Source organism: Pseudomonas sp. AC136 (assembly GCF_979258585.1).
Map to the genome: position 1 here is coordinate 3,844,477 of NZ_OZ409865.1, position 22,301 is coordinate 3,866,777.

The 22,301-nt window shown below is 61.0% G+C and carries 19 protein-coding genes; 9 read left to right on the forward strand and 10 right to left on the reverse strand.

Features of this window, described 5'->3' with window-relative positions; translation table 11 throughout:
- Positions 1–7: 7 nt before the first annotated feature.
- The 5 genes from ACZZZU_RS17175 (at position 8) to ACZZZU_RS17195 (ending at position 5,763) form a co-directional block, all read left to right on the forward strand.
- Positions 8–1,249 (forward strand): 3-hydroxyacyl-CoA dehydrogenase, encoded by a 1,242-nt coding sequence (locus tag ACZZZU_RS17175; protein WP_463551275.1) that lies wholly within the window; start codon positions 8–10, stop codon positions 1,247–1,249.
- Positions 1,246–3,036 (forward strand): acyl-CoA dehydrogenase C-terminal domain-containing protein, encoded by a 1,791-nt coding sequence (locus ACZZZU_RS17180; protein WP_122493500.1) that lies wholly within the window; start codon positions 1,246–1,248, stop codon positions 3,034–3,036. Before ACZZZU_RS17175 ends, ACZZZU_RS17180 begins: the two co-directional genes overlap by 4 nt.
- A gap of 86 nt (positions 3,037–3,122) precedes the next feature.
- Entirely contained in the window at positions 3,123–4,112 is a 990-nt protein-coding gene (locus ACZZZU_RS17185) for a CE1 family esterase (protein ID WP_463551276.1), read from the forward strand.
- Between the two features lie 27 nt (positions 4,113–4,139).
- Entirely contained in the window at positions 4,140–5,303 is a 1,164-nt protein-coding gene (locus ACZZZU_RS17190; protein WP_463551277.1) for an iron-containing alcohol dehydrogenase, read from the forward strand.
- A gap of 22 nt (positions 5,304–5,325) precedes the next feature.
- Positions 5,326–5,763 carry an acyl-CoA thioesterase gene (locus ACZZZU_RS17195; RefSeq protein ID WP_463551278.1) on the forward strand — a complete coding sequence of 146 codons (438 nt, stop codon included), beginning with the start codon at positions 5,326–5,328 and terminating at the stop codon, positions 5,761–5,763.
- 184 nt (positions 5,764–5,947) lie between these two features.
- Here ACZZZU_RS17195 and ACZZZU_RS17200 read toward each other — a convergent pair whose 3' ends face one another.
- Positions 5,948–6,415 carry a glycine zipper domain-containing protein gene (locus ACZZZU_RS17200; RefSeq protein WP_122453895.1) on the reverse strand — a complete coding sequence of 156 codons (468 nt, stop codon included), beginning with the start codon at positions 6,413–6,415 and terminating at the stop codon, positions 5,948–5,950.
- Between the two features lie 327 nt (positions 6,416–6,742).
- On the opposite strand from ACZZZU_RS17200, the gene ACZZZU_RS17205 reads away from it, so the two are divergent.
- Positions 6,743–7,810, forward strand: a complete 1,068-nt coding sequence (locus ACZZZU_RS17205) for a DUF2157 domain-containing protein (RefSeq protein WP_463551279.1) — start codon at positions 6,743–6,745, stop codon at positions 7,808–7,810.
- Positions 7,807–8,592 carry a DUF4824 family protein gene (locus ACZZZU_RS17210; RefSeq protein ID WP_463551280.1) on the forward strand — a complete coding sequence of 262 codons (786 nt, stop codon included), beginning with the start codon at positions 7,807–7,809 and terminating at the stop codon, positions 8,590–8,592. Before ACZZZU_RS17205 ends, ACZZZU_RS17210 begins: the two co-directional genes overlap by 4 nt.
- Before the next feature lie 6 nt (positions 8,593–8,598).
- On the opposite strand, the gene ACZZZU_RS17215 is transcribed toward ACZZZU_RS17210, so the two are convergent.
- From ACZZZU_RS17215 to yrfG, 4 genes are all read right to left on the reverse strand, one after another.
- Positions 8,599–10,929, reverse strand: coding sequence for an FdhF/YdeP family oxidoreductase (locus ACZZZU_RS17215; protein WP_463551281.1), 2,331 nt, complete (start codon positions 10,927–10,929; stop codon positions 8,599–8,601).
- Complete coding sequence (gene fdhD, locus ACZZZU_RS17220) at positions 10,926–11,768, reverse strand: formate dehydrogenase accessory sulfurtransferase FdhD (RefSeq protein ID WP_463551282.1); 843 nt, start codon at positions 11,766–11,768, stop codon at positions 10,926–10,928. The genes ACZZZU_RS17215 and fdhD overlap by 4 nt, the downstream gene beginning before the upstream one ends.
- Before the next feature lie 233 nt (positions 11,769–12,001).
- The gene (locus ACZZZU_RS17225; protein WP_463551283.1) at positions 12,002–12,889 is read right to left on the reverse strand and encodes a LysR family transcriptional regulator; all 888 of its coding nucleotides are present in this window, start codon (positions 12,887–12,889) and stop codon (positions 12,002–12,004) included.
- 27 nt (positions 12,890–12,916) lie between these two features.
- Positions 12,917–13,582: a GMP/IMP nucleotidase gene (gene yrfG, locus ACZZZU_RS17230; RefSeq protein WP_122453901.1), complete on the reverse strand. Its 666-nt coding sequence runs from the start codon at positions 13,580–13,582 to the stop codon at positions 12,917–12,919.
- Positions 13,583–13,729: 147 nt separating this feature from the next.
- Between yrfG and nudE the strand changes: the two genes are divergently transcribed.
- Positions 13,730–14,308 carry an ADP compounds hydrolase NudE gene (gene nudE / locus ACZZZU_RS17235; protein WP_463384613.1) on the forward strand — a complete coding sequence of 193 codons (579 nt, stop codon included), beginning with the start codon at positions 13,730–13,732 and terminating at the stop codon, positions 14,306–14,308.
- Between the two features lie 14 nt (positions 14,309–14,322).
- Positions 14,323–15,132, forward strand: a complete 810-nt coding sequence (gene cysQ / locus ACZZZU_RS17240) for a 3'(2'),5'-bisphosphate nucleotidase CysQ (protein ID WP_463552147.1) — start codon at positions 14,323–14,325, stop codon at positions 15,130–15,132.
- Positions 15,133–15,202: 70 nt separating this feature from the next.
- Here cysQ and ACZZZU_RS17245 read toward each other — a convergent pair whose 3' ends face one another.
- The 5 genes from ACZZZU_RS17245 to arcD form a co-directional block, all read right to left on the reverse strand.
- On the reverse strand, positions 15,203–17,107 hold the full coding sequence (locus ACZZZU_RS17245) for a beta-ketoacyl synthase (RefSeq protein WP_463551284.1): 1,905 nt from the start codon (positions 17,105–17,107) through the stop codon (positions 15,203–15,205).
- A gap of 379 nt (positions 17,108–17,486) precedes the next feature.
- Positions 17,487–18,416 (reverse strand): carbamate kinase, encoded by a 930-nt coding sequence (arcC, locus tag ACZZZU_RS17250; protein WP_122493489.1) that lies wholly within the window; start codon positions 18,414–18,416, stop codon positions 17,487–17,489.
- A gap of 67 nt (positions 18,417–18,483) precedes the next feature.
- Positions 18,484–19,494, reverse strand: a complete 1,011-nt coding sequence (locus ACZZZU_RS17255; RefSeq protein WP_122493488.1) for an ornithine carbamoyltransferase — start codon at positions 19,492–19,494, stop codon at positions 18,484–18,486.
- A 72-nt stretch (positions 19,495–19,566) separates the two neighbouring features.
- Positions 19,567–20,817, reverse strand: coding sequence for an arginine deiminase (gene arcA / locus ACZZZU_RS17260; RefSeq protein WP_122493487.1), 1,251 nt, complete (start codon positions 20,815–20,817; stop codon positions 19,567–19,569).
- A 24-nt stretch (positions 20,818–20,841) separates the two neighbouring features.
- Positions 20,842–22,269: an arginine-ornithine antiporter gene (gene arcD, locus ACZZZU_RS17265; RefSeq protein WP_463384616.1), complete on the reverse strand. Its 1,428-nt coding sequence runs from the start codon at positions 22,267–22,269 to the stop codon at positions 20,842–20,844.
- Positions 22,270–22,301: the final 32 nt, after the last annotated feature.

Here is a 22,301-nt window from a genome sequence, read left to right on the forward strand (position 1 = left end):
GTCCAAAATGACCCAGAGCACCTACGATATTCAGCGCGCCGCCGTCATCGGCGCGGGCACCATGGGCCGTGGCATTGTTATGAGCCTGGCCAACGCCGGCATTCGCGTGCTGTGGCTGGACAACAACGCGCAGATGCTCGAACAGGCCATGGGTGTGGTTGCCGACACCAACGCGCACAACGTCAAGCTTGGTCGCATCACCGAGGAACAATCCGCCGCTCGCCTGGCATGCGTCACGCCCATTGGCGATTACGCCGCGCTGGCCGAAGCCGATCTAGTGATCGAGGCGGTGTACGAAAACCTCGAACTCAAGCAGCAAATTTTCCGCACCCTGGACGAAACCGTGAAGCAGGGCGCGATCCTGGCGAGCAATACCTCGGCGCTCGACATCGACGCCATCGCCGCCGTCACCCAGCGCCCCGACCACGTACTGGGCCTGCACTTCTTCAGCCCCGCGCACATCATGAAATTGCTGGAAATTGTGCGTGGCGAGAAAACCGCCAAGGCCGTACTCGACGCCGCCGTCGCCCTCGGCAAACGCATCGGCAAAGTCAGCGTGGTAGCCGGCAACTGCGACGGCTTTATCGGCAACCGCATGCTCGCCACCTACGTGCGTGAGGCGCGCATGTTGCTGCTGGAAGGCGCGTATCCGCATCAAGTGGACGCCGCACTGCAAGGCTTCGGTTTCGCCATGGGCCCGTTTCGCATGTACGACGTGGTCGGCATCGACCTGGAATGGCGCGCCCGTGGTTTGGCCGGCAAGGGCCAGGATGACCCAGCCGTGCAAGTGGACAACCACCTGTGCGAACTGGGCCGCTTCGGGCAGAAGTCGCGCATGGGTTACTACCGCTACGCCGAAGGCAGCCGCCAGGCCGAGCACGACCCGGAAGTGGACGCGCTGGTGCTGCAGGTGTCCGAAGGGCTGGGCTTTAAACGCCGCTCCATCGGCCAAGAAGAAATCCTCGAGCGCTGCCTGCTGGCGCTGGTGAACGAAGGCGCGAAAATTCTCGAAGAAAACATCGCCGCCAACAGCCATGACGTCGACCTGGTCTACCTCAACGGCTACGGCTTCCCGCAAGACAAAGGCGGCCCCATGACTTGGGCCGACAGCCAGGGCGTGGACGACATTCTTGCGCGCCTGCACGCCCTGCAAAGCCACTTTGGCAACCACTGGCAGCCGGCTGCGCTGATTGAAAAGCTGGCCACCAGCGGCAAACGTTTCTCCGATGTTAAAGAGGGTTCGCTATGAGCTACCAAGCCCCCCTGCGCGACATGCGCTTTGTACTGCATGAAATGTTCGACGTCGGCGCCCACTGCGAACTGCTCGATAACGGCCTGGACCGCGAACTGGTCGATGGCGTGCTGGAAGAAGCGGCGCGCTACACCGGCGAAGTGATCGCACCGCTCAACCGCAACAGCGATGAAGAAGGCGTCACCCTGATTAACGGCGCGGTGACCACGCCCACCGGTTTCCGCGACGCTTACCAGCAATACGTGGACAACGGCTGGGCCAGCATGACCGGCCCCACCCAATACGGCGGCCAAGGCTTCCCGCAAATGGTCGCGGCCAGCTTCCACGAAATGCTCATGGCCGCGAGCCTGTCGTTTCGCGTGTACTCGGGCCTTACCGAAGGCGCGGTGCTGGCGCTGTACAAACACGGCAGCGAAGAACTGAAAAGTGCGTACCTGGGCAAGATGGTCAACGGCAGCTGGACCGGCACCATGTGCCTCACCGAACCGCAAGCCGGCACCGACCTCGCGCTGCTGCGCACCAAGGCCGAGCCGCAGGCCGATGGCAGCTACGCGATCACCGGCAGCAAAATTTTCATCAGCGGCGGCGAGCAGGACATGTCGGAAAACATCGTCCACCTCGTACTTGCCCGTCTGCCCGATGCACCGGCTGGTGTGAAAGGCATCAGCCTGTTTCTGGTGCCCAAATACATCGCCAAATCCAACGGCGCGCCGGGTGAGAAAAACACCCTGAGCTGCGGCGCCATCGAACACAAAATGGGTATCAAAGGCGCCGCTACCTGCGTGATGAACTTCGACGGCGCCAAAGGCTGGCTGGTGGGCTCGGCCAACCAGGGCCTGGCGTGCATGTTCACCATGATGAACGACGCCCGTTTCCAGGTCGGCCTGCAAGGTCTCGGCGTGGCCGAACGCTCCTACCAGGGCGCCTTGGCTTACGCCCGTGAGCGCCTGCAATCGCGCGCCCTTACTGGCGCGGCGGCACCGGACAAAGCAGCCGACCCGATCATCGTGCACCCCGACGTGCGCCGCATGTTGCTTACCCAGAAAACCTTGGTGGAAGGCAGCCGCATGCTCGCCGCCTACACCGCGCGCCAGCTCGACCTGGAACACGGCCATCCCGATCCGGCCGAGCGCAAAGTGGCCAGCAAGCGCGTGGCGCTGCTGATTCCCATCGTCAAATCGTTCTTTACCGACATGGGCCAGGAAGTGGCCAGCCTCGGCGTGCAGATTTACGGCGGTCACGGCTACATCCGCGAGTGGGGCATGGAGCAACTGATGCGCGACAGCCGCATCACGCAAATCTACGAAGGCACCAACGGCATCCAAGCGCTGGACTTCATTCGCCGCAAACTGATGGGCGACGGCGGTGCGGAACTGAACGCCCTGCAAGACGAATTCGCCGCCCTGTGCGACGCGCAAGCCAGCCGCAGCCAGCTCGCCGACCTGGTGCAACCGCTGCAAGAACGCCTGCACGAATGGCGCGACCTGACCGCACAAGTGCTCGCCGCCAGCAACCGCGACCCGCAAGAGATCGGCGCCTGCTCGGTCGACTTCCTGCAATACAGCTCGTACCTGCTGCTGGCCGGCCTGTGGCTACAAGCCGCCGCCCGCGCCCAAGATGCATTGGACGCCGGTGCCGGCGAGGCCGAGTTCTACCAAGCCAAACTGCACAGCGCCCGCTTCTACATGCGCCGCGTATTGCCGCGCGTGAGCAGCCACCGCGAAATGGTACTGGGCGGCGCGGATTGCCTGATGGCGTTGCCGGAGGCGCATTTCGCGTTCTAAGCGTACGGCTCGAGATTCTGGATTCCGATTCGTCGGATCCAGAATCTTCAGTCGATCATCCATAACAATAAAAAAGAGGGTGCCGATTGAAAAAGCTCTTCCGTGCACTAATCGTGCTGCTAGGCCTGTTGGCCTGCCTATACGCCTACTTCGCCTACGCCCCCCGGCCCAACCCGCCGGCCCTGAGCGCCACCGTGCAACACGACCACATCCAGGTCGGCGCGCTGGACCGCCAGTTCAGCTACTACATCCCGAAAAACCTGAAAGCCAACGCACCGCTGGTATTTGTGCTGCACGGCTCGTTGCAGACCAGCGACGACATCCGCGTGTACACCGGCTACGAATTCGAGCGCTTGGCCGACGCCCACGGTTTCGTGGTGGTTTATCCGCAAGGGTTCGAGAAAAACTGGAACGACTGCCGCCTGGTCGCCGACTACGCCGCGCGTCAGCAGAACATCGACGACAAAGGCTTTATCGCCGCGCTGATTCAACGCTTCGCCCAGCAACACCAGATCGACCGCTCGCGGGCATTTCTCACCGGTTACTCCAGCGGCGGGCACCTGGGTTTCCGCTTTGCCCTGGAGCAGCCGAATCTGCTTGCGGGCGTGGCGGCAGTGGCGGCGAACTTGCCGACGGGCGACAACCTGGCGTGCGAAACCAGCGGGCAGCCGGCATCGGTGCTGGTAGTCAACGGCACAGACGACCCAATCAACCCGTTTAACGGCGGCAAGGTCACCCTGTTTGGGCTGGGCAACCGAGGCACGGTGCGGTCGGCGGGCGACACCGCCGCCTACTTCGCCGGCTTGAACGGTTACCCTGCGAAGGCCACGCAAGAACAACACCCGAGCGAGGCGGTGCGTTTGCAGCAATGGCAAGCACCGGGTAAACACGAAGTGGCGCTTTACGCGCTGGCCGGCGGCGGGCATTTGGTGCCGCAGCCCATGTACCGCGCCCCACGCTTGCTGGGCCGCAACACCGAGGGCTTTAACGGCCCCGAGGCCATCTGGAATTTCTTTGCCCGCCAGCCGTCCGTATCGCCTGGCGGCGCCACACCGACAGCTGCCGCTCAACCGTGAGCGCGCCATTCACCTAAGGAGAACGCCATGCATCCTTTCAGTTTCGCCACCACCGCGCAGATCATCTGCGAATCCGGCTCGGCACGCCGCTTGGCCGCCTTGTGCCGCGAGCGCGGCGCCCACTCGGTGCTGGTCGTAACTGACCCGGGCATCACCAAGTTCGGTTTGCTCAACGACGTATTGCCGGGTTTTGCCGACGAAGGCCTGAGCGTGGCGGTGTTCGACCAAGTGGTCGCCGACCCACCCGAAGCCATCGTGCTGCAAGCCGTTCAGCAAGCCCGTGAATTGGGCGCAGAACTGATCATCGGTTTTGGTGGCGGCAGCTCCATGGACGTTGCCAAGCTCGTGGCGCTGCTGGCGCACCCGGCGTGCAGTCAGTCGTTGAAAGATATCTACGGCGTGGGCAACGCACGCGGTCAGCGCTTGCCGTTGATTCAGGTGCCGACCACCGCCGGCACCGGTTCTGAAGTGACGCAGATCGCCATTATCACCACCGGCGAAACCACCAAAATGGGTGTGGTTTCGCCGCTGCTGTTGCCCGACCTGGCGCTGTTGGACGCCGACCTCACCCTCGGCCTGCCGCCCGCAGTCACCGCCGCCACCGGCATCGACGCCATGGTGCATGCCATAGAGTCGTACACCAGCGCCCTGAAGAAAAACCCGCTTTCCGATTTGCTCGCACGCGAAGCCTTGCGCCTGCTCGCCGCCAACCTGCATGAAGCCGTGCACAACGGCCAGAACCGCAGCGCCCGCCAAGCCATGCTGCTGGGTGCGTTGCTGGCCGGTCAGGCGTTTGCCAACGCCCCGGTTGCGGCCGTGCATGCGCTGGCCTATCCGCTGGGTGGGCACTTCCACATTCCTCATGGCCTGAGCAACGCGCTGGTGCTGCCGCACGTGCTGCGCTTCAACGCCTCGGCGGCCAGCGCGCTGTACGCCGAGCTGGCGCCGCTGTTGCTGGGTGACAAGCTGCAAGCCGGCGATACCGCGAGCCTGACTGAGCAATTCATCACCGAGCTGTCGGCGCTAAACGAACGCCACGGCCTGCCAAGCCGCCTGCGCGATGCCGGTGTGCCGCAGGAAATGCTCGCGCAACTGGCCAGCGACGCCATGCTGCAACAGCGCCTGCTGGTGAATAACCCGCGCGAAATCACCGAAGCCGACGCCCTGGCGATTTACCACGCCGCCTACTGATTACCTTGATGCGAGCACGCCCATGACCGACCGCCAACACCTGCGCAGCGACTACGCCCACTTCCAGCCGATTACCACGCGCTGGCACGACAACGATGTGTATGGCCATGTGAACAACGTGACCTACTACAGCTTCTTCGACAGCGCGGTGAACACCTACCTAATCGAAGTCGGCGGCCTGGATATTCACAGCGGGCCAGTGGTGGGTTTTGTGGTCAGCTCCTCGTGCGACTACTTCGCCTCCATCGCCTTTCCCGACCGCATCGACATTGGTTTGCGGGTAGGGAAACTGGGCAACAGTTCGGTGCAATACGAGCTGGCGGTGTTCAAGGCCAGCGAGCAGGAAGCCTGCGCGGCGGGGCGCTTTGTGCATGTGTTTGTCGATCGCGAAACCAACCGGCCGGTGAGTATTCCGGATGGGCTGCGCAAGGCGATGGGGGAGTTGGTAGTAGCTTCGTAGGGGTTGGGTTCGGCGTTTGCAGGAATCGCGGCTAAAGCCGCTCCTACAGATTTGCGAATGCGGTGGGGCTATCGCGGCTAAAGCCGCTCCTACAGGTTGGCGGTTACTGTGGGAGCGGCTTTAGCCGCGATGGGCCGCCCCGCAATCCTCGAAAAAAAACCGCCCATCCGGGCGGTTTTTTTGTTCAGTCGTGACGACGATGTTTGTGTTTTTTATGGCCGTAGTGATGGCCATTGTCGTGCCGATAATTACGACGCTTGCCGTGGCTCTCACGTTCATCGTCGGCCCGGCTGGCGCTGCCGTAGTTGTTACCCAGCGCGCCACCTGCTGCGCCGCCCAAACCAGCGCCGACGATGCCGCCGGTGCTGCCACCGATCTTGTTGCCGATCACGTTACCGCCGGCAGCGCCCAAGCCACCGCCGATGGCCGCTTCGGTCTTGTTGCCTTTGCGCGCGCCCACTGCGCCGCCAGCCGCACCGCCAACGCCGGCACCAATCGCGGCACCGGTGGAACCGCCCACCTGTTCGCCCACCACCGACCCCAACACACCGCCCAATGCGCCGCCAATACCGGCTTCGGTATTGCCTTCGGCTGCAAACGCCTGGCTGCCAAGCAAGCCAAGGGACAACAGGAACATGCGCGAGTACTTCATGCAGGAACGAGCCTATGTAGGAAAGACGCGCCGATCGTGTATGCGCTTGGTTACACAAACAAGCGGCAAACGACGTGCGGTAGGGGGTTTATCACGTTTCGTAAATATATGTTTTCGCTCGGAAACTTTTGCATTTTCGGTCGAGTCTTAGTGCTCTTGTAGAGCAGGTTTCGGCGCGCCGAATCGCCAGCGTGATGCCTATTTCACTGATTCTGTGGGAGAGGCTTCAGCCTCGATTTTTACAAACGATCTCACTGCCAGAGCCTGTATTCCCCTCAGCGTCTTTCTGCCAGAATCGCCTGCACTTTCCCTCGCCAAGGAGCAGGCATGAACGCCGAACAGGCACAGCAACGACTCGGGCAAATCGAAGCGTTCCGCCAGGAACTCAAGCAACTGCAAACCGAGCAGGTGCTTACCCTCGACGCCGAACAGCGCCAGCGAGTCGATGACCACCATCGGCAGTTGCTGAACCACTTCTCCGCCACCCTGAATATCGATGCCGACGAGCGTTCGCGTCAGCTGTCGCTTGGCATGCGCGTCGCCTCGTTGTTCGGTGCGTTGGCGCTGGCGGCCAGTTTGTTTTTCCTCTTCCACCAGTTCTGGGGCGTGTTCAGCGAAGGCCAACAAGTGGCCATGTTGCTGGGCACCACGCTCGGCACCTTTGCCCTCACGGTATGGCTGCACGGCCACGACCGTAGCGGCTACTACACCAAGTTGGCGGCGCTGATCTGCTTCGTGGCGTTTGTGCTGAACCTGTCCCTGGCCGGGCAGATTTTCAATATCACGCCCTCAGACAAAGCCCTGATCCCCTGGGCCGCTCTCGCGTTTTTGTTGGCCTATCAATGCAACCTGCGCTTGTTGTTGGCCGCGGGGCTGATCTGCGTGGGCGGTTATATCGCTGCGCGGGTCGGCGCGTTCGGCGGCGGCTATTGGTTGTCGGTGGGGCGGCGCCCAGAGAATTTCTTCCCCTCGGCGCTGGTGCTGTTCTGCTTGCCGCTGGTGATCAATCACGCGCGCTTCCATGGCTTTGCCGCGTTGTACCGCGTGTTTGCGCTGCTGTTCGTGTTTCTGCCGGTGCTGGTGCTGTCGTTCTGGGGCGAGGGCAGTTACCTGCCGCTGGAAGCCAGCGCGGTGGAGTCGCTGTATCAATACCTGGGCTTTGTTCTCGCCGGACTCGGCGTATGGCTGGGTATTCGCGCCGGTTGGCGCGAGGTGAGCACCACCAGCGTGGTGTTTGGCGTGCTGTTTCTGTACACCAAGCTGTTCGACTGGTGGTGGGAAACGCTGCCCAAATACCTGTTCTTCCTCGCCATCGGCGTGATTGCGGTGTTGCTGCTGGTGCTGTTGCAGCGGCTGCGAATTTACGGCGTGAAAACGCGCGGGGGTGCGCTATGAGCCCGTTGAAACGAACCTTCTGGCTCGGCGCCGGGCTGATTCTGCTGAGCAATGCCGTGGCCCTTGGCGGCGTGTATTACAACCGCAGTGGCGAGCCGGACAGTGTGTTGCGCTTGTCGGAACGTGAGTTGTCGGTGGCCTACAACAGCGTGATGAACAACAACGACGCCGCTGGCCAGATGCTGGAGCTGGATGCACGCCTGGCGGACGGCTGGGTAAACCGCGACAAACTGCGCGAGCTGGGTTTTGAAATCGGCGAGCACGGCGAAACGTACAGGCGCGACCGTTGGGAGCGCGAGGCGCTAGTGGTGCTGGAGCTGAACGGCGAGCAATACCAGACCGAACTGACAGCCGCCGAAGCCGAGCTGAAACAGGCGCAGATCCAGTTTGCCGCTGCGCCCGACAGCCCGGAGGCAAAACAGGCGCTGGACAACGCGGAATACCAACTGAGTCGCTTCAAGGCCAACAACACGCGGCTGTATGTGGTCGACGCCGGCCTGGACGCCGACAGCTTGCGCCAGCGTTATCCGGACCGCAGTCGCTACAGCCTGGCCCGCGCCAGCGTGCGCGCAGGCTTCAAATGGAGTGCCGGTGTGCCGACGCCAGACGACTACACCCTGTATTTCGAGCTGGCTGAAGTCAGCGTGCCGAGTCGCTGGCGTACGGTGTTCAGTGCCTGGAATCCGTACGACCGGACGGCTGAAGAGCGCAACAAGGTCAGCGTGGACGTGACCTTCGGCAAGCGCTTCGAGCCGTGGATAACCGAAGCGCGCGCCCAATAACCTCGGTCAGATGATCCGGCCGTTATCCCGAGCCGGTTCCAGGCGGATGGCCACAAACTTCGAGGTCGGCGTAAAGCTGCCCTCGCCGACGCTCTCCAGCGGCACCAGCGGATTGGTCTCGGGGTAATAAGCCGCCGCCTGCCCGGCCGGAATATCGAATGCCAGCAAGGTAAAGCCGCTGATGCGCCGCTCGCGGCCATCGCCCCACAGCGACAACACGTCGACCTTCTGCCCCGGTTTGTAGCCCAGCCGAATGATGTCCGCCTCGTTGGCAAACACCACGTCGCGCTGACCTTTGACGCCACGGTAGCGGTCGTCGAGGCCGTAAATAGTGGTGTTGTACTGGTCGTGCGAGCGCAGGGTTTGCAGGATTAGGTCCGGCACTTCGCCACGGGCGCGAATGCCTTCGTGAATCAGGTCTTCCGGCAACAGGTTGGCCTTGAACACGGCCAGGCCAGACGCCGTGTTCCAGCGCCGCTGGCCAGCAGCGTTGCCCAAGTAGAAACCGCCTGGGTCGCGGGCGCGTTGGTTGAAGCCCTGGAAGCCCGGCACGACGTCGGCGATCAGCTCGCGGATGCGGTCGTAGTCCTCAATCAGCCAGTTCCAGTTCACTGGCTTGTTGCCCAGCGTGGCGGCGGCGATGCCGGCGACAATGGCGGGCTCCGAGCGCATCTGCTTGCTCAGCGGCTGCAACTGGCCGTTGGAGGCGTGCACCATGCTGAAGGAGTCTTCCACGGTAACGGCTTGCGGACCGCCGGCTTGCTGGTCGATATCGGTACGGCCCAGGCACGGCAAGATTAGCGCCTGCTTGCCGATGGTCAGGTGGCTGCGGTTGAGCTTGGTGCTGATCTGCACCGTCAGGTCGCAGTTCTGCAGCGCTTGGTGCGCGCGCGGCGTGTCGGGTGTGGCTTGGGCGAAGTTGCCGCCCAGGCCGATAAATACCTTGGCGTCGCCGTCGAGCATGGCGTGAATGGCTTCCACGGTGTTGTGGCCGAATTCACGCGGCACTTTGAAGTCGAAGCGCCGCTCCAGGGCGTCGAGGAAAAACGCCGGCGGGCGATCATTGATGCCCATGGTGCGGTCGCCCTGCACGTTGCTGTGGCCGCGCACCGGACACAGGCCGGCGCCTGGTTTACCGACGTTGCCGCGCAGCAGCATCAGGTTGGCGATTTCCTGAATGGTCGGCACCGAATGGCGGTGCTGGGTGATGCCCATGGCCCAGCACATGATCACGCGGTCGGCCTGGCGATAGGTGTGCGCCATGGCTTCGATGTCGGCTTTGCTCAAGCCAGACTGGGCGATGATGTGCTCCCAACTGGTGGCTTCGACGACCTCTAAATACGCTTCAACCTGGGTGGTGTGCTGGGCGATGAACGCCTGATCAAACACGGTCGATTTGCCTTTGGCTTGCGCCTCGCGCTCCCACTTAAGCAGGAATTTGGCCATGCCGCGCAGCGCCGCCATGTCGCCACCCAAGGCCGGGCGGTAGAACGCGGTATTGGTCGGACGGTCGCCGTTGCTGAGCATTTCCAGAGCGTGTTGCGGGTTCTGGAAACGCTCCAGGCCGCGCTCTTTCAGCGGGTTCAAACACACCACCTGGGCGCCGCGTTTTACCGCTTCGCGCAGCGGTTCAAGCATGCGCGGGTGGTTGGTGCCGGGGTTTTGGCCGATGACGAAAATGGCGTCGGCATGCTCGAAGTCGTCAAAGGTCACCGTGCCCTTGCCCACGCCGACGCTTTGCCCCAAGGCCACGCCACTGGCTTCGTGGCACATGTTCGAGCAGTCGGGGAAATTGTTCGTGCCGTAGGCGCGCACGAACAATTGATAGAGAAACGCCGCCTCGTTGCTGGCGCGGCCCGAGGTGTAGAACTCGGCCTGATTGGGGCTGGCCAACTGGTTGAGGTGCTGGGCGATGAGCTCGAACGCGGCGTCCCAGGCAATCGGCTTGTAGTGATCGCTGGCGGGGTCGTACACCATCGGCTCGGTCAGGCGGCCTTGGTATTCGAGCCAGTAATCGCTTTGCTCACGCAGCGTGGTGACGCTGTGTTTGGCGAAGAACGCGGCATCAACTCGGCGCTTGGTGGCTTCCCAGTTCACCGCCTTGGCGCCGTTCTCGCAGAACTTGACCATGCCGCTTTCCGCCGACTCGCCCCAGGCGCAGCCGGGGCAGTCGAAGCCGCCGTGCTGGTTGGTTTTCAGCAGGGTGCGGATGTTCTTCAGCGCGTTGTCACTGTCCAGCCAGAAGTGCGCCACGCTTTTTAGCGCGCCCCAACCGCCGGCCGCGCCTTTGTAGGGCTTGTAGCGCTGAGTGGGGTGGGTGTCGACGTGATGGGTCATTGCGCGAACTCCGGGCTGTACACCCGCGGCGCATTCTTGTGCGGCAGGTGGATCAAATTGAGGTGATGCCGACGCGCCCATTGCACGGCCAGGCCGGTGGGCGCCGAAAGGCTGACGAGGGTGGTAATGCCGGCGCGCAGCACTTTCTGGATGAGCTCCAGGCTGCATCGGCTGGTCACCAGGGCGAGGCCGCCGGCGGTTGAAATCTGTTGGCGTAGGAGGGCGCCGATGAGTTTGTCCAACGCGTTATGCCGGCCGATATCTTCGCGGCCCAACAGCAGCTCGCCCTGACCGTTCATAAACACCGCCGCGTGCACCGCGCCGCAGTGCTGGCCCAGCGGTTGGAAAACAGTGATGCGCTGGCGTAAGTCGACCAGCCAGGCAGCGGGCGGCAAGGGGGCAGGCTTTAAAGGAGTGAGCGATGGCAGCGCCTGTTCAACCGCTTCGACGCCACACAAACCGCAGCCGCTGGTGCCGGTGAGCTGGCGGCGTTGCTGCTTGAGTTCCCAGAAGGCGCGGCTGCTGATTTGCAGGTCTGCCTGGCGGGCTGAGTCGGTGCCGCTGAGGGCGACGTCATAAATCTCGTCAATCGACTCAACGATACCGTTGGCGAGGCTAAACCCTACAACGAAGTCTTCCAGGTCGGTGGGCGACACCAGCATGACCGCCTGGTTGATCCCATTAAACGAAATCGCCAGCGCCACTTCCTCCGCCAATTCCACAGACGCAGCAGCGCCGTGCTCCAGCTCGTAAAAGCGGTAGCCATGACTGGCTTGTTCTGAAGGAGATAGGGGAACGCAGGCGGAGGCCGACGTAAGAGGCTGGCGTTTGCTGTTCATTGTCGTCACCGAGTTGCACGAGGTTCGGTTGATCGTTATTTGAACAGCCTAGGCCGCCCGTCGGTCGGCGTCTAATCGCTAGTTCTGATGCGGTGATAGAGGGCGTCGATGGGCGGTGAATTGCAGGTTTTGTGGCGCGGCTTGGCGGCATTCCGATTAGCTGCGATTTTCAAGTGCCGAGGTTTCCAGGAATCGCGGCTAAAGCCGCTCCCACAGAGAGCGGTGCGTGTTGGCTACGATTCGAGCAGCATGGCGCCGGCTTCTTGGAAGCAGGCTTCGGCGAGTGCGGAGCGCGGGGCGCTTTTGCGCATGATCAGGCCCAGCGGCGCCAGGGTTTGGGCGTTTTCGATGGGCTGAAGGCGCAGGTGTTTGGTGAGCATATCGACGCCGCTATAGAGCGGCATGATCGCGCAGCACAGGCCGCCGTGAACGGCCTGCACCAATTGATGCACCACGTCGGTTTCCAGCAGCGGCGTGGGCGTCAGGCCCCGGCTGCGGAAGTTGTGGTTGATCGATTGGCGAAAGTGCATGCCGCTGGATAACAGTCCCAGCGGCAGATTGATCAGCGCTTCCCAGGTCAGTTCAGCCGCTTCGAAACGGAAGAAGCGCTGGTCGTACAGCAGGCCCATGCGCGTTTGCATCAAGTTGAGGCTGTCGAAATGTTCCGCGTTCAGGCGGTCGAGGTACGACACGCCGAGGTCGAGCCGGTTGCTCGCCAAGTGCTCAAGAATCTGCTCGGAACTGAGCGCCGAGAGTTCGAAGCGCAAGCTGGGGTGCTGCGTGTGCAGGCGCTGCAACAGCGGCACTGGGTCGTAGCTGGACAGCGGCACTACGCCCAGGCGCAAGGTGCCAATCAGGCTGCCACGGCAGGCCGCCGCCTCGGCATTCAGCCCGTCAAACGCCGCCAGCACGGTGCGTGCCCAGGCCAGCACGCGCTCGCCCGCTTCGGTGAACCCTTCGAAGCGCTGACCGCGTACCACCAGCGGCAGCTGCAGTTCTTCTTCGAGGCTGCGCAAACGCATCGACAGGGTCGGCTGAGTGACGTGACAGCGCGCCGCCGCCTGGCCGAAGTGCCGGGTTTCATCGAGGGCGATGAGGAATTTGAGCTGCTTGATGTCCATCGGTACCTCAACTGGCGGGCGTATGGCTTAAAGCAGGCCGTCGATTAGCAAACGGTAGTCTTCCACTGCGCTGAATTCTTCGGTGTCTTTGGGGCCCTTGCGGCTATCGGGCTCGCGCACGGCCAGCAGGTGCGCGACGCCGTACTCCCGAGCGCTGCGCAAAATCGGCAGGCTGTCGTCGATAAACAGGCTGCGCTCAGGCTCGAAGGCGAAGTCGTTTTGCAGGGCCGCCCAAAAGCGTTGGTCTTCTTTCGGAAAACCATAGTCGTGGGAGCTGATCAGGCGGTCGAAATAAGGCGCTAATTCGATGCGCTCCATTTTCAGCGACAGCGAGTCGCGGTGCGCATTGGTGATTAGCACCACACGCTTGCCGGCCTGGCGCAGGGCGACGAGAAACTTGTCGGCGTCGGGGCGCAGGGAAATTAGGTGCGCCACTTCCCGTTTCAGCTCGCGAATCGGCAGGTTGAGTTGAGCGGTCCAGAAGTCGGTGCAGTACCAATTGAGCTGGCCGGCGTGATCGCGAAACAGCGGCAGCATGTGAGCATTCGCCTGCTCGCGGCTGAGGCCGTGCACGTCGGCGTAGCGCTGCGGCAAGTGCTCAAGCCAGAAGTGGTTGTCGAAGTGCAGATCCAGCAACGTGCCGTCCATGTCGAGCAGAACGGTGTCGATGGAAGACCATGGCAGGTGGGACATAACGATAGCTCTGCAGGGGAAGTGGCGTTTTTCACACACGCTGTAAGGAAAAGAGGCGTGATCTGGTCAGCAAGCGTAATCCGGCGCGGCGACAATCCGAAAAGCCGCGTTATGATAACCCGCCAGGTCACGCCAAGGAGCCGTCCCATGCGTCAGAAGCCCACCGTCCTCAACCGCGAAATAGTGGCCAGTAGCCGCCTGTTCCGCGTCGAGGAGCTGCAGCTGCGTTTCAGCAATGGCGTCGAACGCACCTACGAAAGACTGGTGGGCAAAGGCGTTGGCTACGGTGCGGTAATGATCGTGGCAATGGCCGACGCCGAGCACGTACTGCTGGTGGAAGAGTTCTGCGCCGGTACGGACGATTACCAGCTCTCATGCCCTAAAGGGCTGATCGAGCCGGGCGAGGACGTGCTGGACGCTGCCAACCGTGAGCTCAAAGAAGAGGCCGGGTTTGGCGCTCATAAATTGGAGCGGCTGACTGAGCTGTCGCTGTCGCCCGGTTATATGAGCCAGGTGATTCAGGTGGTTCTGGCGCGTGATCTTTACCCCGAAACGCTGCCCGGCGATGAGCCTGAGCCAATGGGGGTTGAGCGCTTCAGCCTGCACGAATTGTCGAGCCTGGCGCAGCATCCACAATTCAGCGAAGGCCGCGCGCTGGCTGCGCTGTACTTGGCGCGTGACGTGCTGACTCAGCGCGGCGAATTCACCCCGGCGGTGCGCTCGTGAGCCTGCTGCCGCTGATGGAACAAGTGGTCGCCCTGGCCCGTGAAGCGGGCGCGGCCATTCTTCCGTATTGGCGCAGTGGCGTGGCGGTAACCGCCAAGGCCGATGACTCCCCGGTGACTGCTGCCGACCTGGCCGCGCACCACATTCTGGCGGCCGGCCTCACGGCCCTGGATCCAAGCATTCCGGTGTTATCTGAAGAAGCCGCTGACATTCCCCTGAGCGAACGCGCCGGCTGGACGCGCTGGTGGGTGGTCGATCCGTTGGACGGCACCAAGGAATTTATCAGCGGCAGCGACGAGTTCACCGTCAACGTCGCGCTGGTAGAAAACGGCAAGGTGCTGTTCGGCGTAGTCGGCATGCCCACCACCGGCCGTTACTTCTACGGCGGCGCCAACCTCGGTGCCTGGCGCTGCGATGCCCATGGTCAACCGCAAGCGGTGCACGTGCGCAACGCGCCGGAGCAGGGGTTTACCGTGGTGGCCAGTCGGCGCCATTCCAGCCCTGAGCAAGAGCAATTGCTGGCGGGGCTGAGCCTGCTGTTCGGCGACTTGCAACTCGCCAATGTGGGCAGCTCGCTGAAGTTCTGCTTGCTCGCCGAGGGTGCGGCGGATTGCTATCCACGGCTGGCGCCAACTTCGCAATGGGACACCGCCGCCGCGCAAGGCGTGCTGGAAGGTGCTGGCGGCGAGGTGCTGGATATTCACGGCGAGGTGCTCACGTACGAAGCCCGTGAATCGTTCCTCAATCCGTTCTTTTTGGCCCTGCCGGCGGGTGCGGCGTGGCGCGGGGACTTGCTGCGCTTGGCAAAGGGCTTGAGTGCGTGAACCCCTTGAAGTGAAAGCCTCTTCCATCAACACGCAGTTGGTGTGGAAGAGGCGTTAGCCTCGATTGCCTTTAAAGCATGTCCTTGAAACGCTCGTCTTTTTTGAACACCAGCGGCTGACTGAAGCCTGGAATGCGCATCTGCTCGGCGGTAATCTCGATGGCCTGGTCTTCGATCATGTCCTGGCCAAAGTTGTAGATGATGTCGAGTTGGCCATGCAGCGCACGCTGGTCGTAGGCTTTGGCGTTGGCGCGGGTTTGCTCGCGACGAGCCACATAATCAGCAAAAGCCGTTTCGCCATGGCGCTTTTTCAGCATGCGCTCGGCGACATGGGGCGCGAGAATCACGCCGCTGGCGTTGTTGCCGCCAAAGCCCTTGGAATTGATAAAGCACACCTCCAACTGCTCGGCGCCCACGTCGCGGTCCTGCGTGGCGATCGCCAGGTGCTGCTGGTGCACGTCCGGGGCAACGGCGTCGATGGTTTTGATGCCGGGAATAATGCCGTACTTGAACGAGCCCAGCGCCGAAATCAACTGATCGCCGCTGGCTGTGGCGAGGGAGTGGCCTACGAAGGCTTTTACCGCCGTGACCGGCCAGCTCTTGATATCGAAGGCGGCGGCGACGCGGTCTAGCAATTCCGATTCAGTCACGCGGTTGGCCGGTGTGCTGGAGCCGTGGGCGTGAATAAAGCTGCGTTTTTGCACGCTTTCCAAACCGACAATTTGTACCGCGCTGGCGACAGCCTTGGCGACGGTGAGGTAGTTGCCCGGGCCGGGTGCAGAAATGGATTTCTTGAAGCCGTCGGCGTTGATGAACACATCAGCAACCGCACCGTGGATATCGGCGCCCAACTCCAGCGCCAGGGCGTCGTCCATCAGCACCACGTATTGCGCGGATTCGGCCAAGGTAAAGCCGCAGTTTTCGCCGAACGGGCGGCTCGCGCGGCGGAAATTGACGTCGTCACGGCCTTCAATCAGGCGCAAGCCTTCTTCGGTAGCCAGGGCGCCCATGGCGCTATAACCCTCGATGCACTCCGACAGGATCGGCGCTTCGCTGTTGCCAACGATGGCCACGCGAACCTGGCCGGCGGCAATCACATCAATGGCTTTTTGCAGGTTGTAGAGGAAGGTGGCGCAGGCGCCGGTCACGCTGCCCGTAGTGCCCACGCTGCCGAGCACGTACGCGTTGATAAAGTCAGTCGGCATGCTGTTGAAGCCCAGCGGTAACTGCTTGGCTGACACACGTTGGCCCTTGAGGCGCGATTGCATCAGGCCGCCAAAACCGTTTTCGTCGAGCTGGCTCATGATGCTGCCGGAGAACACCGCGACTTCATCGGGCTGAACGTGGCTGACAATGGTTTGCCAGTCCAAGCCGGTAGAGCGCAGGGCATCCGTCGCGGCGACAACCGACATCTGCAGGCCGCGCGGGTGGAAGCGGGAGTTGTACAGCTCGCTCGGCTCGAAACCGGTCGGCAACTGGCCGGCGGACTTCACGCTCAGCGCCCGATAGCTGTCGACTTTGAATTCGCAGCTGCCGTGTAGCGTGACTTGCACCTGGTTGCCTTCGAGAGTTTCCACCGCCCAGTTGGCGGGCAGCGGTTCGGGCAATTGTTTGCGTTGGGCAATAAAGGTCAGCGGCTGGGTGGGGCTGGTGTAGACCTCAAGGTTTTTCTGCCAGTGCACGGCGTCGGGGTCCAGGTGCTGCTTTTCGATCCGGCGAACCAACGTGGACTGCAAAATCTGCGGGCCGAAACGTGCTTCGATATCAGCTGCAGCCAAGCTTTTGCCGGCAGCGTCCTGATAAGCGCCGTTTACATAGCTAACCAACTTCATCATCACCGCCAGGCCGACCAGGGTTTCGAGCCGGGCGGCGGCGTCCATCGACTCCAGCACGGTGCGACGAAAACCGTGGTGGAAGGAGCTACGGCCTGCGGCGTTATACCCACCAAACCCTACGATGACTGGAAGTCGAGACATCTAGCGCAAACTCCTTAAAAAGTACCAGGGCAAGCCGGCTAGGCTGAAAAAGGCTTGCCGATTGTCGATCAATTGAAATGATGATGACGGCCCCGTTAAGTGGGCACGCTTGATCGAGAGACTATGCTGACGCGAGCTGTGACTAATGAGTCACTGTCAACGGCAAGGTTGTTGGCCGTCAAGGCTGCTCGTCTGGCTGTAAGGAAGGGCTGATTGATTGCAGCGAAACGGCTGAAGCGCTGATATTTGCAGGGGCGTTTGGCTAGGTTTGAAGCAGGGGCGTAGGAGGGATTTTTGCGGGGTTTGTTACGGGCGGTCGTTGTAAGGCTCGTGACGGTCGGATGGGCCTTGCCTGAGGCGCGGCCCATCCAGCACGTTGTTAGCGGTAGATCACTTCGGTGCTTGCAGTGGAAACGCGAGTACCTGCTTTGCCTTGAACGATGGCTTCGATGTCGGCGAGCGAACCAATCACCGCGACCTTGCCGGTGTTGCGCGCAAACTCGCAAGCGGCCTGCACTTTTGGCCCCATGGAACCAGCGGCAAAACCTAAGCGTTCAAGCTCATCGGGGTGCGCCTCAGCAATGGCTTTTTGGGTGGGCTTGCCCCAGTCGATGTATGTGGCGTCGACGTCGGTGGCAATTACCAACAGGTCGGAAGTCAGTTGCTCAGCCAGCAATGCCGAGCACAAATCTTTGTCGATTACCGCTTCCACGCCTTCAAGTTTGCCTTCGGCATTGTATCGAGTCGGAATACCGCCGCCGCCGGCGCAAATGACTATGGTGCCGTGATCCAGCAGCCACTTAACGGGGCGGATCTCAAAGATTTGCTTAGGGCGAGGGCTGGCTACTACGCGGCGGTATTTATCGCCGTCTGGCGCGATGCTCCAACCTTTTTCGGCGGCAAGGCGTTCGGCATCTTCTTTTGAATAAACCGGGCCGATTGGCTTGGTAGGGTTGCTGAAAGCGGGGTCGTTGGAATCGACTTCCACTTGGGTAAGCAGCGTGGCAAACGGCACTTCAAACGGCAGCAGGTTGCCCAGCTCCTGTTCAATCATGTAGCCGATCATGCCTTCGGTTTCTGCGCCGAGCACGTCCAGCGGGTAAGGATTCACTGAGGTGTACGCCGCCGCTTGCAGCGCCAACAGCCCTACTTGCGGGCCGTTGCCGTGGGCGATCACGAGTTGGTTGCCCGGAGCGATTTTGGCAATTTGTTCAACAGCAATACGGACGTTTTCACGTTGGTTATCAGCAGTCATGGGTTCACCACGACGCAATAGGGCGTTCCCACCCAAAGCGACGACAATGCGCATGAGCGTTCTCCTGAAAAATATAAAAAAGGGGGCTGCGGCGTGGCAATGGAAGCCACGCCGCAGAGGGTCAGATGTCGGCCATAGCCGCGACCAGAATCGCTTTGATGGTGTGCATGCGGTTTTCGGCTTGCTCAAACGCAATGTTGTAAGGCGACTCGAAGACGTCTTCGGTAACCTCAACGCCATTGGCCAAATGCGGATAACGGCTGGCGATGTCCTTGCCCACTTTGGTTTCGCTGTTGTGGAAAGCCGGCAGGCAGTGCATGAACTTCACGCGGGGATTGCCAGCAGCTTTCATCAGGTCGGCGTTTACCTGGTAAGGCAGCAACTGCTTGATGCGCTCGTCCCAAGCTTCCAGCGGTTCACCCATGGATACCCACACGTCGGTGTGAATGAAATCCACGCCTTTAACCGCTTCCTGTGGGTCTTCAGTGAGGGTAATGCGAGCGCCGCTCTCTTTGGCGAAGCCTTGGCACTGCGCGACCAGCTCATCGGTTGGCCACAGCGCTTTTGGTGCGCCGATGCGTACATCCATGCCCAGCTTGGCGCCGATCAGCAGCAGCGAGTTACCCATGTTGTTGCGGGCGTCGCCCAGGTACGCGTAGCTGATGTCGTGCAGCGGTTTGTCGCTGTTTTCACGCATGGTGAGAACGTCAGCGATCATTTGGGTGGGGTGAAACTCGGCGGTCAAGCCGTTGAACACTGGGACACCGGCGTACGCCGCCAGCTCTTCGACAATTTCCTGACCATAACCACGGTATTCAATGGCATCAAACATGCGACCCAGCACGCGGGCAGTGTCTTTCATGCTTTCTTTGTGGCCAATTTGCGAAGATTGCGGATCAATGTAGGTGACGTTGGCGCCTTGGTCGTAGGCGGCCACTTCGAATGCGCAACGGGTGCGGGTAGAGGTTTTTTCGAAGATCAGCGCGATATTTTTGCGCTTCAGGTGTTGCTGCTCGGTGCCGGTGTACTTGGCTCGTTTAAGGTCGCGGGACAAGTCCAGCAGGAAGCGCAGCTCGCGTTGAGTGTGGTGCATCAAGCTGAGCAGGCTGCGGTTGTGCATGTTAAACGCCATTTTTCATACTCCTACTAAATTGGATTCGGTATCGGTGCTGCCTGGCTGGCAGCACCTTTTCAATCAGGGCACTTAGTAATCGATAGGGTCGCGAATGATTGGGCAGGTCATGCAGTGACCACCGCCGCGGCCGCGGCCAAGTTCACCGGCACTGATGGTGATGACTTCAACGCCTGCTTTGCGCAGCAACGTGTTGGTGTAGGTGTTGCGGTCATAGCCGACCACCACGCCCGGTTCGAGCGCGACGACGTTGTTGCCGTCATCCCACTGTTCGCGTTCGGCTTCGAACGAGTTACCGCCAGTAGGAACCACACGCAGTTTTTTAAGGTTCAGCGCTTCGCCTACAACTTCGATGAAATGTTTGTCTTCTCGTCGCGCATCCAGGCCGTCGGAGCGGCTTTCATCGGGACGGATGCTGAACGGAACGATGGCGTCTACCGCCTCGGCGAATACGGTTACCAGGTCGCGATCGCAGAAGCTAAAGACCGTGTCCAGGTGCATGGCAGCACGGGATTTAGGCAAGCCTGCAACGATGACGCGTTCGGCCGCTTTGTTTGCGAACAACGACTGCGCTAACTGCGCTACGGCCTGGTGGGTGGTGCGCTCGCCCATGCCGACCAGCACGACGCCATTCCCGATTGGCATCACGTCGCCGCCTTCCAGCGAGGCCGCGCCATGGTCTTTGTCAGGGTCGCCGTACCAGACCTTGAAGTCTTCGTTGGCAAAGTCTGGGTGGAATTTGTAAATGGCCGTCACGAGCAGTGTTTCCTGGCGACGAGCTGGCCAGTACATGGGGTTCAGGCTGACGCCGCCGTAAATCCAGCAACTGTTGTCGCGGGTGAACTGAGTATTGGGCAGTGGCGGCAGAATGAAGCTCGAGCTGCCTAGGTAGTCGCGGAACATCTCGATGGCTTTACCACCGAAGCTACCCGGAAGATCACTGCCAGCGACGCCGCCGATGAGGTACTGGGCCAGCGCGCGGGGCTCAAGGCTCTCCAGCCAGGAGCGCAGTTCGTTGACCAGGCCCAAACCAACGTGATTGGCGGTGACCTTGCGGTCCAGGATCCAATTACGAGCTTCGGGAATCGAGACGGTTTCGGTGAGCAAATTGTGCATTTCCACTACTTCGACGCCGCGCTCGCGCATCTTGGTGACGAAGTCGAAATGGTCGCGCTTGGCCTGGCTTACCCAGAGCACGTCATCGAAAAGCAGCTCATCGCAATTGGTAGGTGTGAGGCGTTGATGCGCCAGGCCGGGTGAGCAAACCATCACTTTGTGCAATTTGCCGGCTTCGGAATGAACGCCGAGTTTTACTTGAGACATGGCAGGTTCCTTCGATTTTCGTAATTACAAAGTCAGGAAGCCGTCGTAGAGCCCGTAGGCCGCTACAAGGGCGCCGATTACCACCAGAGCGAAAATGCATTTCTCGATCTGGGTAAAAATGGGTTGGCCTACTTCACGCTTGGCCTTGGCGAACAGAATTGCTCCTGGGGCATAAAGAAGTGCAGAAAGCAGGAGGTATTTGGTGCCACCGGCGTACACCAGCCATACCGCGTAGATCACTGCGATGATGGCGATTGCGAAATCTTTGCGGCGCTCTTTGGCAGCTTGCTCGTAGGTTTCACCACGAACGGCCAACAGCAATGCATACGCGGCTGACCACAGGTACGGCACCAGAATCATTGAGGTGGCGAGGTAGATGAGCGACAGGTAGGTGCTAGCCGAAAACAGCGTGATGATCAGGAATATCTGCACCATGGCGTTGGTCAGCCACAGCGCGTTGATAGGCGCTTTGTTAGCGTTTTCTTTGCGCAAAAAGGCCGGCATGGTGTGGTCGTTTGCTGCGGCGAAAAGAATCTCTGCACACAGAAGCACCCAAGAGAGCAGCGCACCGAGCAAGGAGATAATGAGGCCGACGCTGATCAGCACTGCGCCCCAATGTCCGACCACGTGCTCAAGCACGGCAGCCATCGAAGGGTTCTGCAGTTTGGCCAATTCCGGTTGGGTCATGATGCCCAGGGAGAGAACGTTCACCAGCACCAGAATCAGTAGCACGCTGATAAAACCGATGATGGTCGCCTTGCCGACATCTGAGCGTTTCTCGGCGCGGGCTGAGAAAATGCTCGCGCCTTCAATGCCGATGAATACCCAGACGGTGACCAGCATCATGTTGCGTACTTGATCCATCACGCTGCCGAGGTCTGGGTTTTTCAAGCCCCAAATATCAGCGGTGAAGATGTCGAGCTTGAATGCGAAGAAGGCGATAAGAATGAAGAGAACAAGGGGCACGATCTTGGCGACGGTAGTTACCAGATTGATAAATGCGGCCTCTTTCACGCCGCGTAGAACCAGGAAGTGAACTGCCCAGAGTAGGGCGGAAGCACCGATGATTGCAGCCGGTGTATTGCCTTCTCCGAAGACGGGAAAGAAATAACCCAGGGTGCTGAACAGCAAAACGAAATAACCAACGTTTCCGAGCCAGGCACTGATCCAGTAACCCCAGGCTGAGGAAAAGCCCATGTAGTCGCCGAAACCAGCTTTGGCGTAGGCGTAAACCCCGCCGTCCAAGTTGGGTTTTCGGTTGGCGAGGGTTTGGAAGACGAAGGCCAGGGTGAGCATGCCGACTGCGGTGATCGCCCAGCCGATCAAAACGGCTCCGACGTCGGCGCTAGCGGCCATATTTTGCGGTAGGGAGAAGATCCCGCCGCCGATCATTGAACCGACGACTAGGGCAACCAGCGCGCCGAGTCGAAGTTTGTGGGCTGAGTCAGACATGACGATCATCCATTCAGAAGGGTTACCGTGAA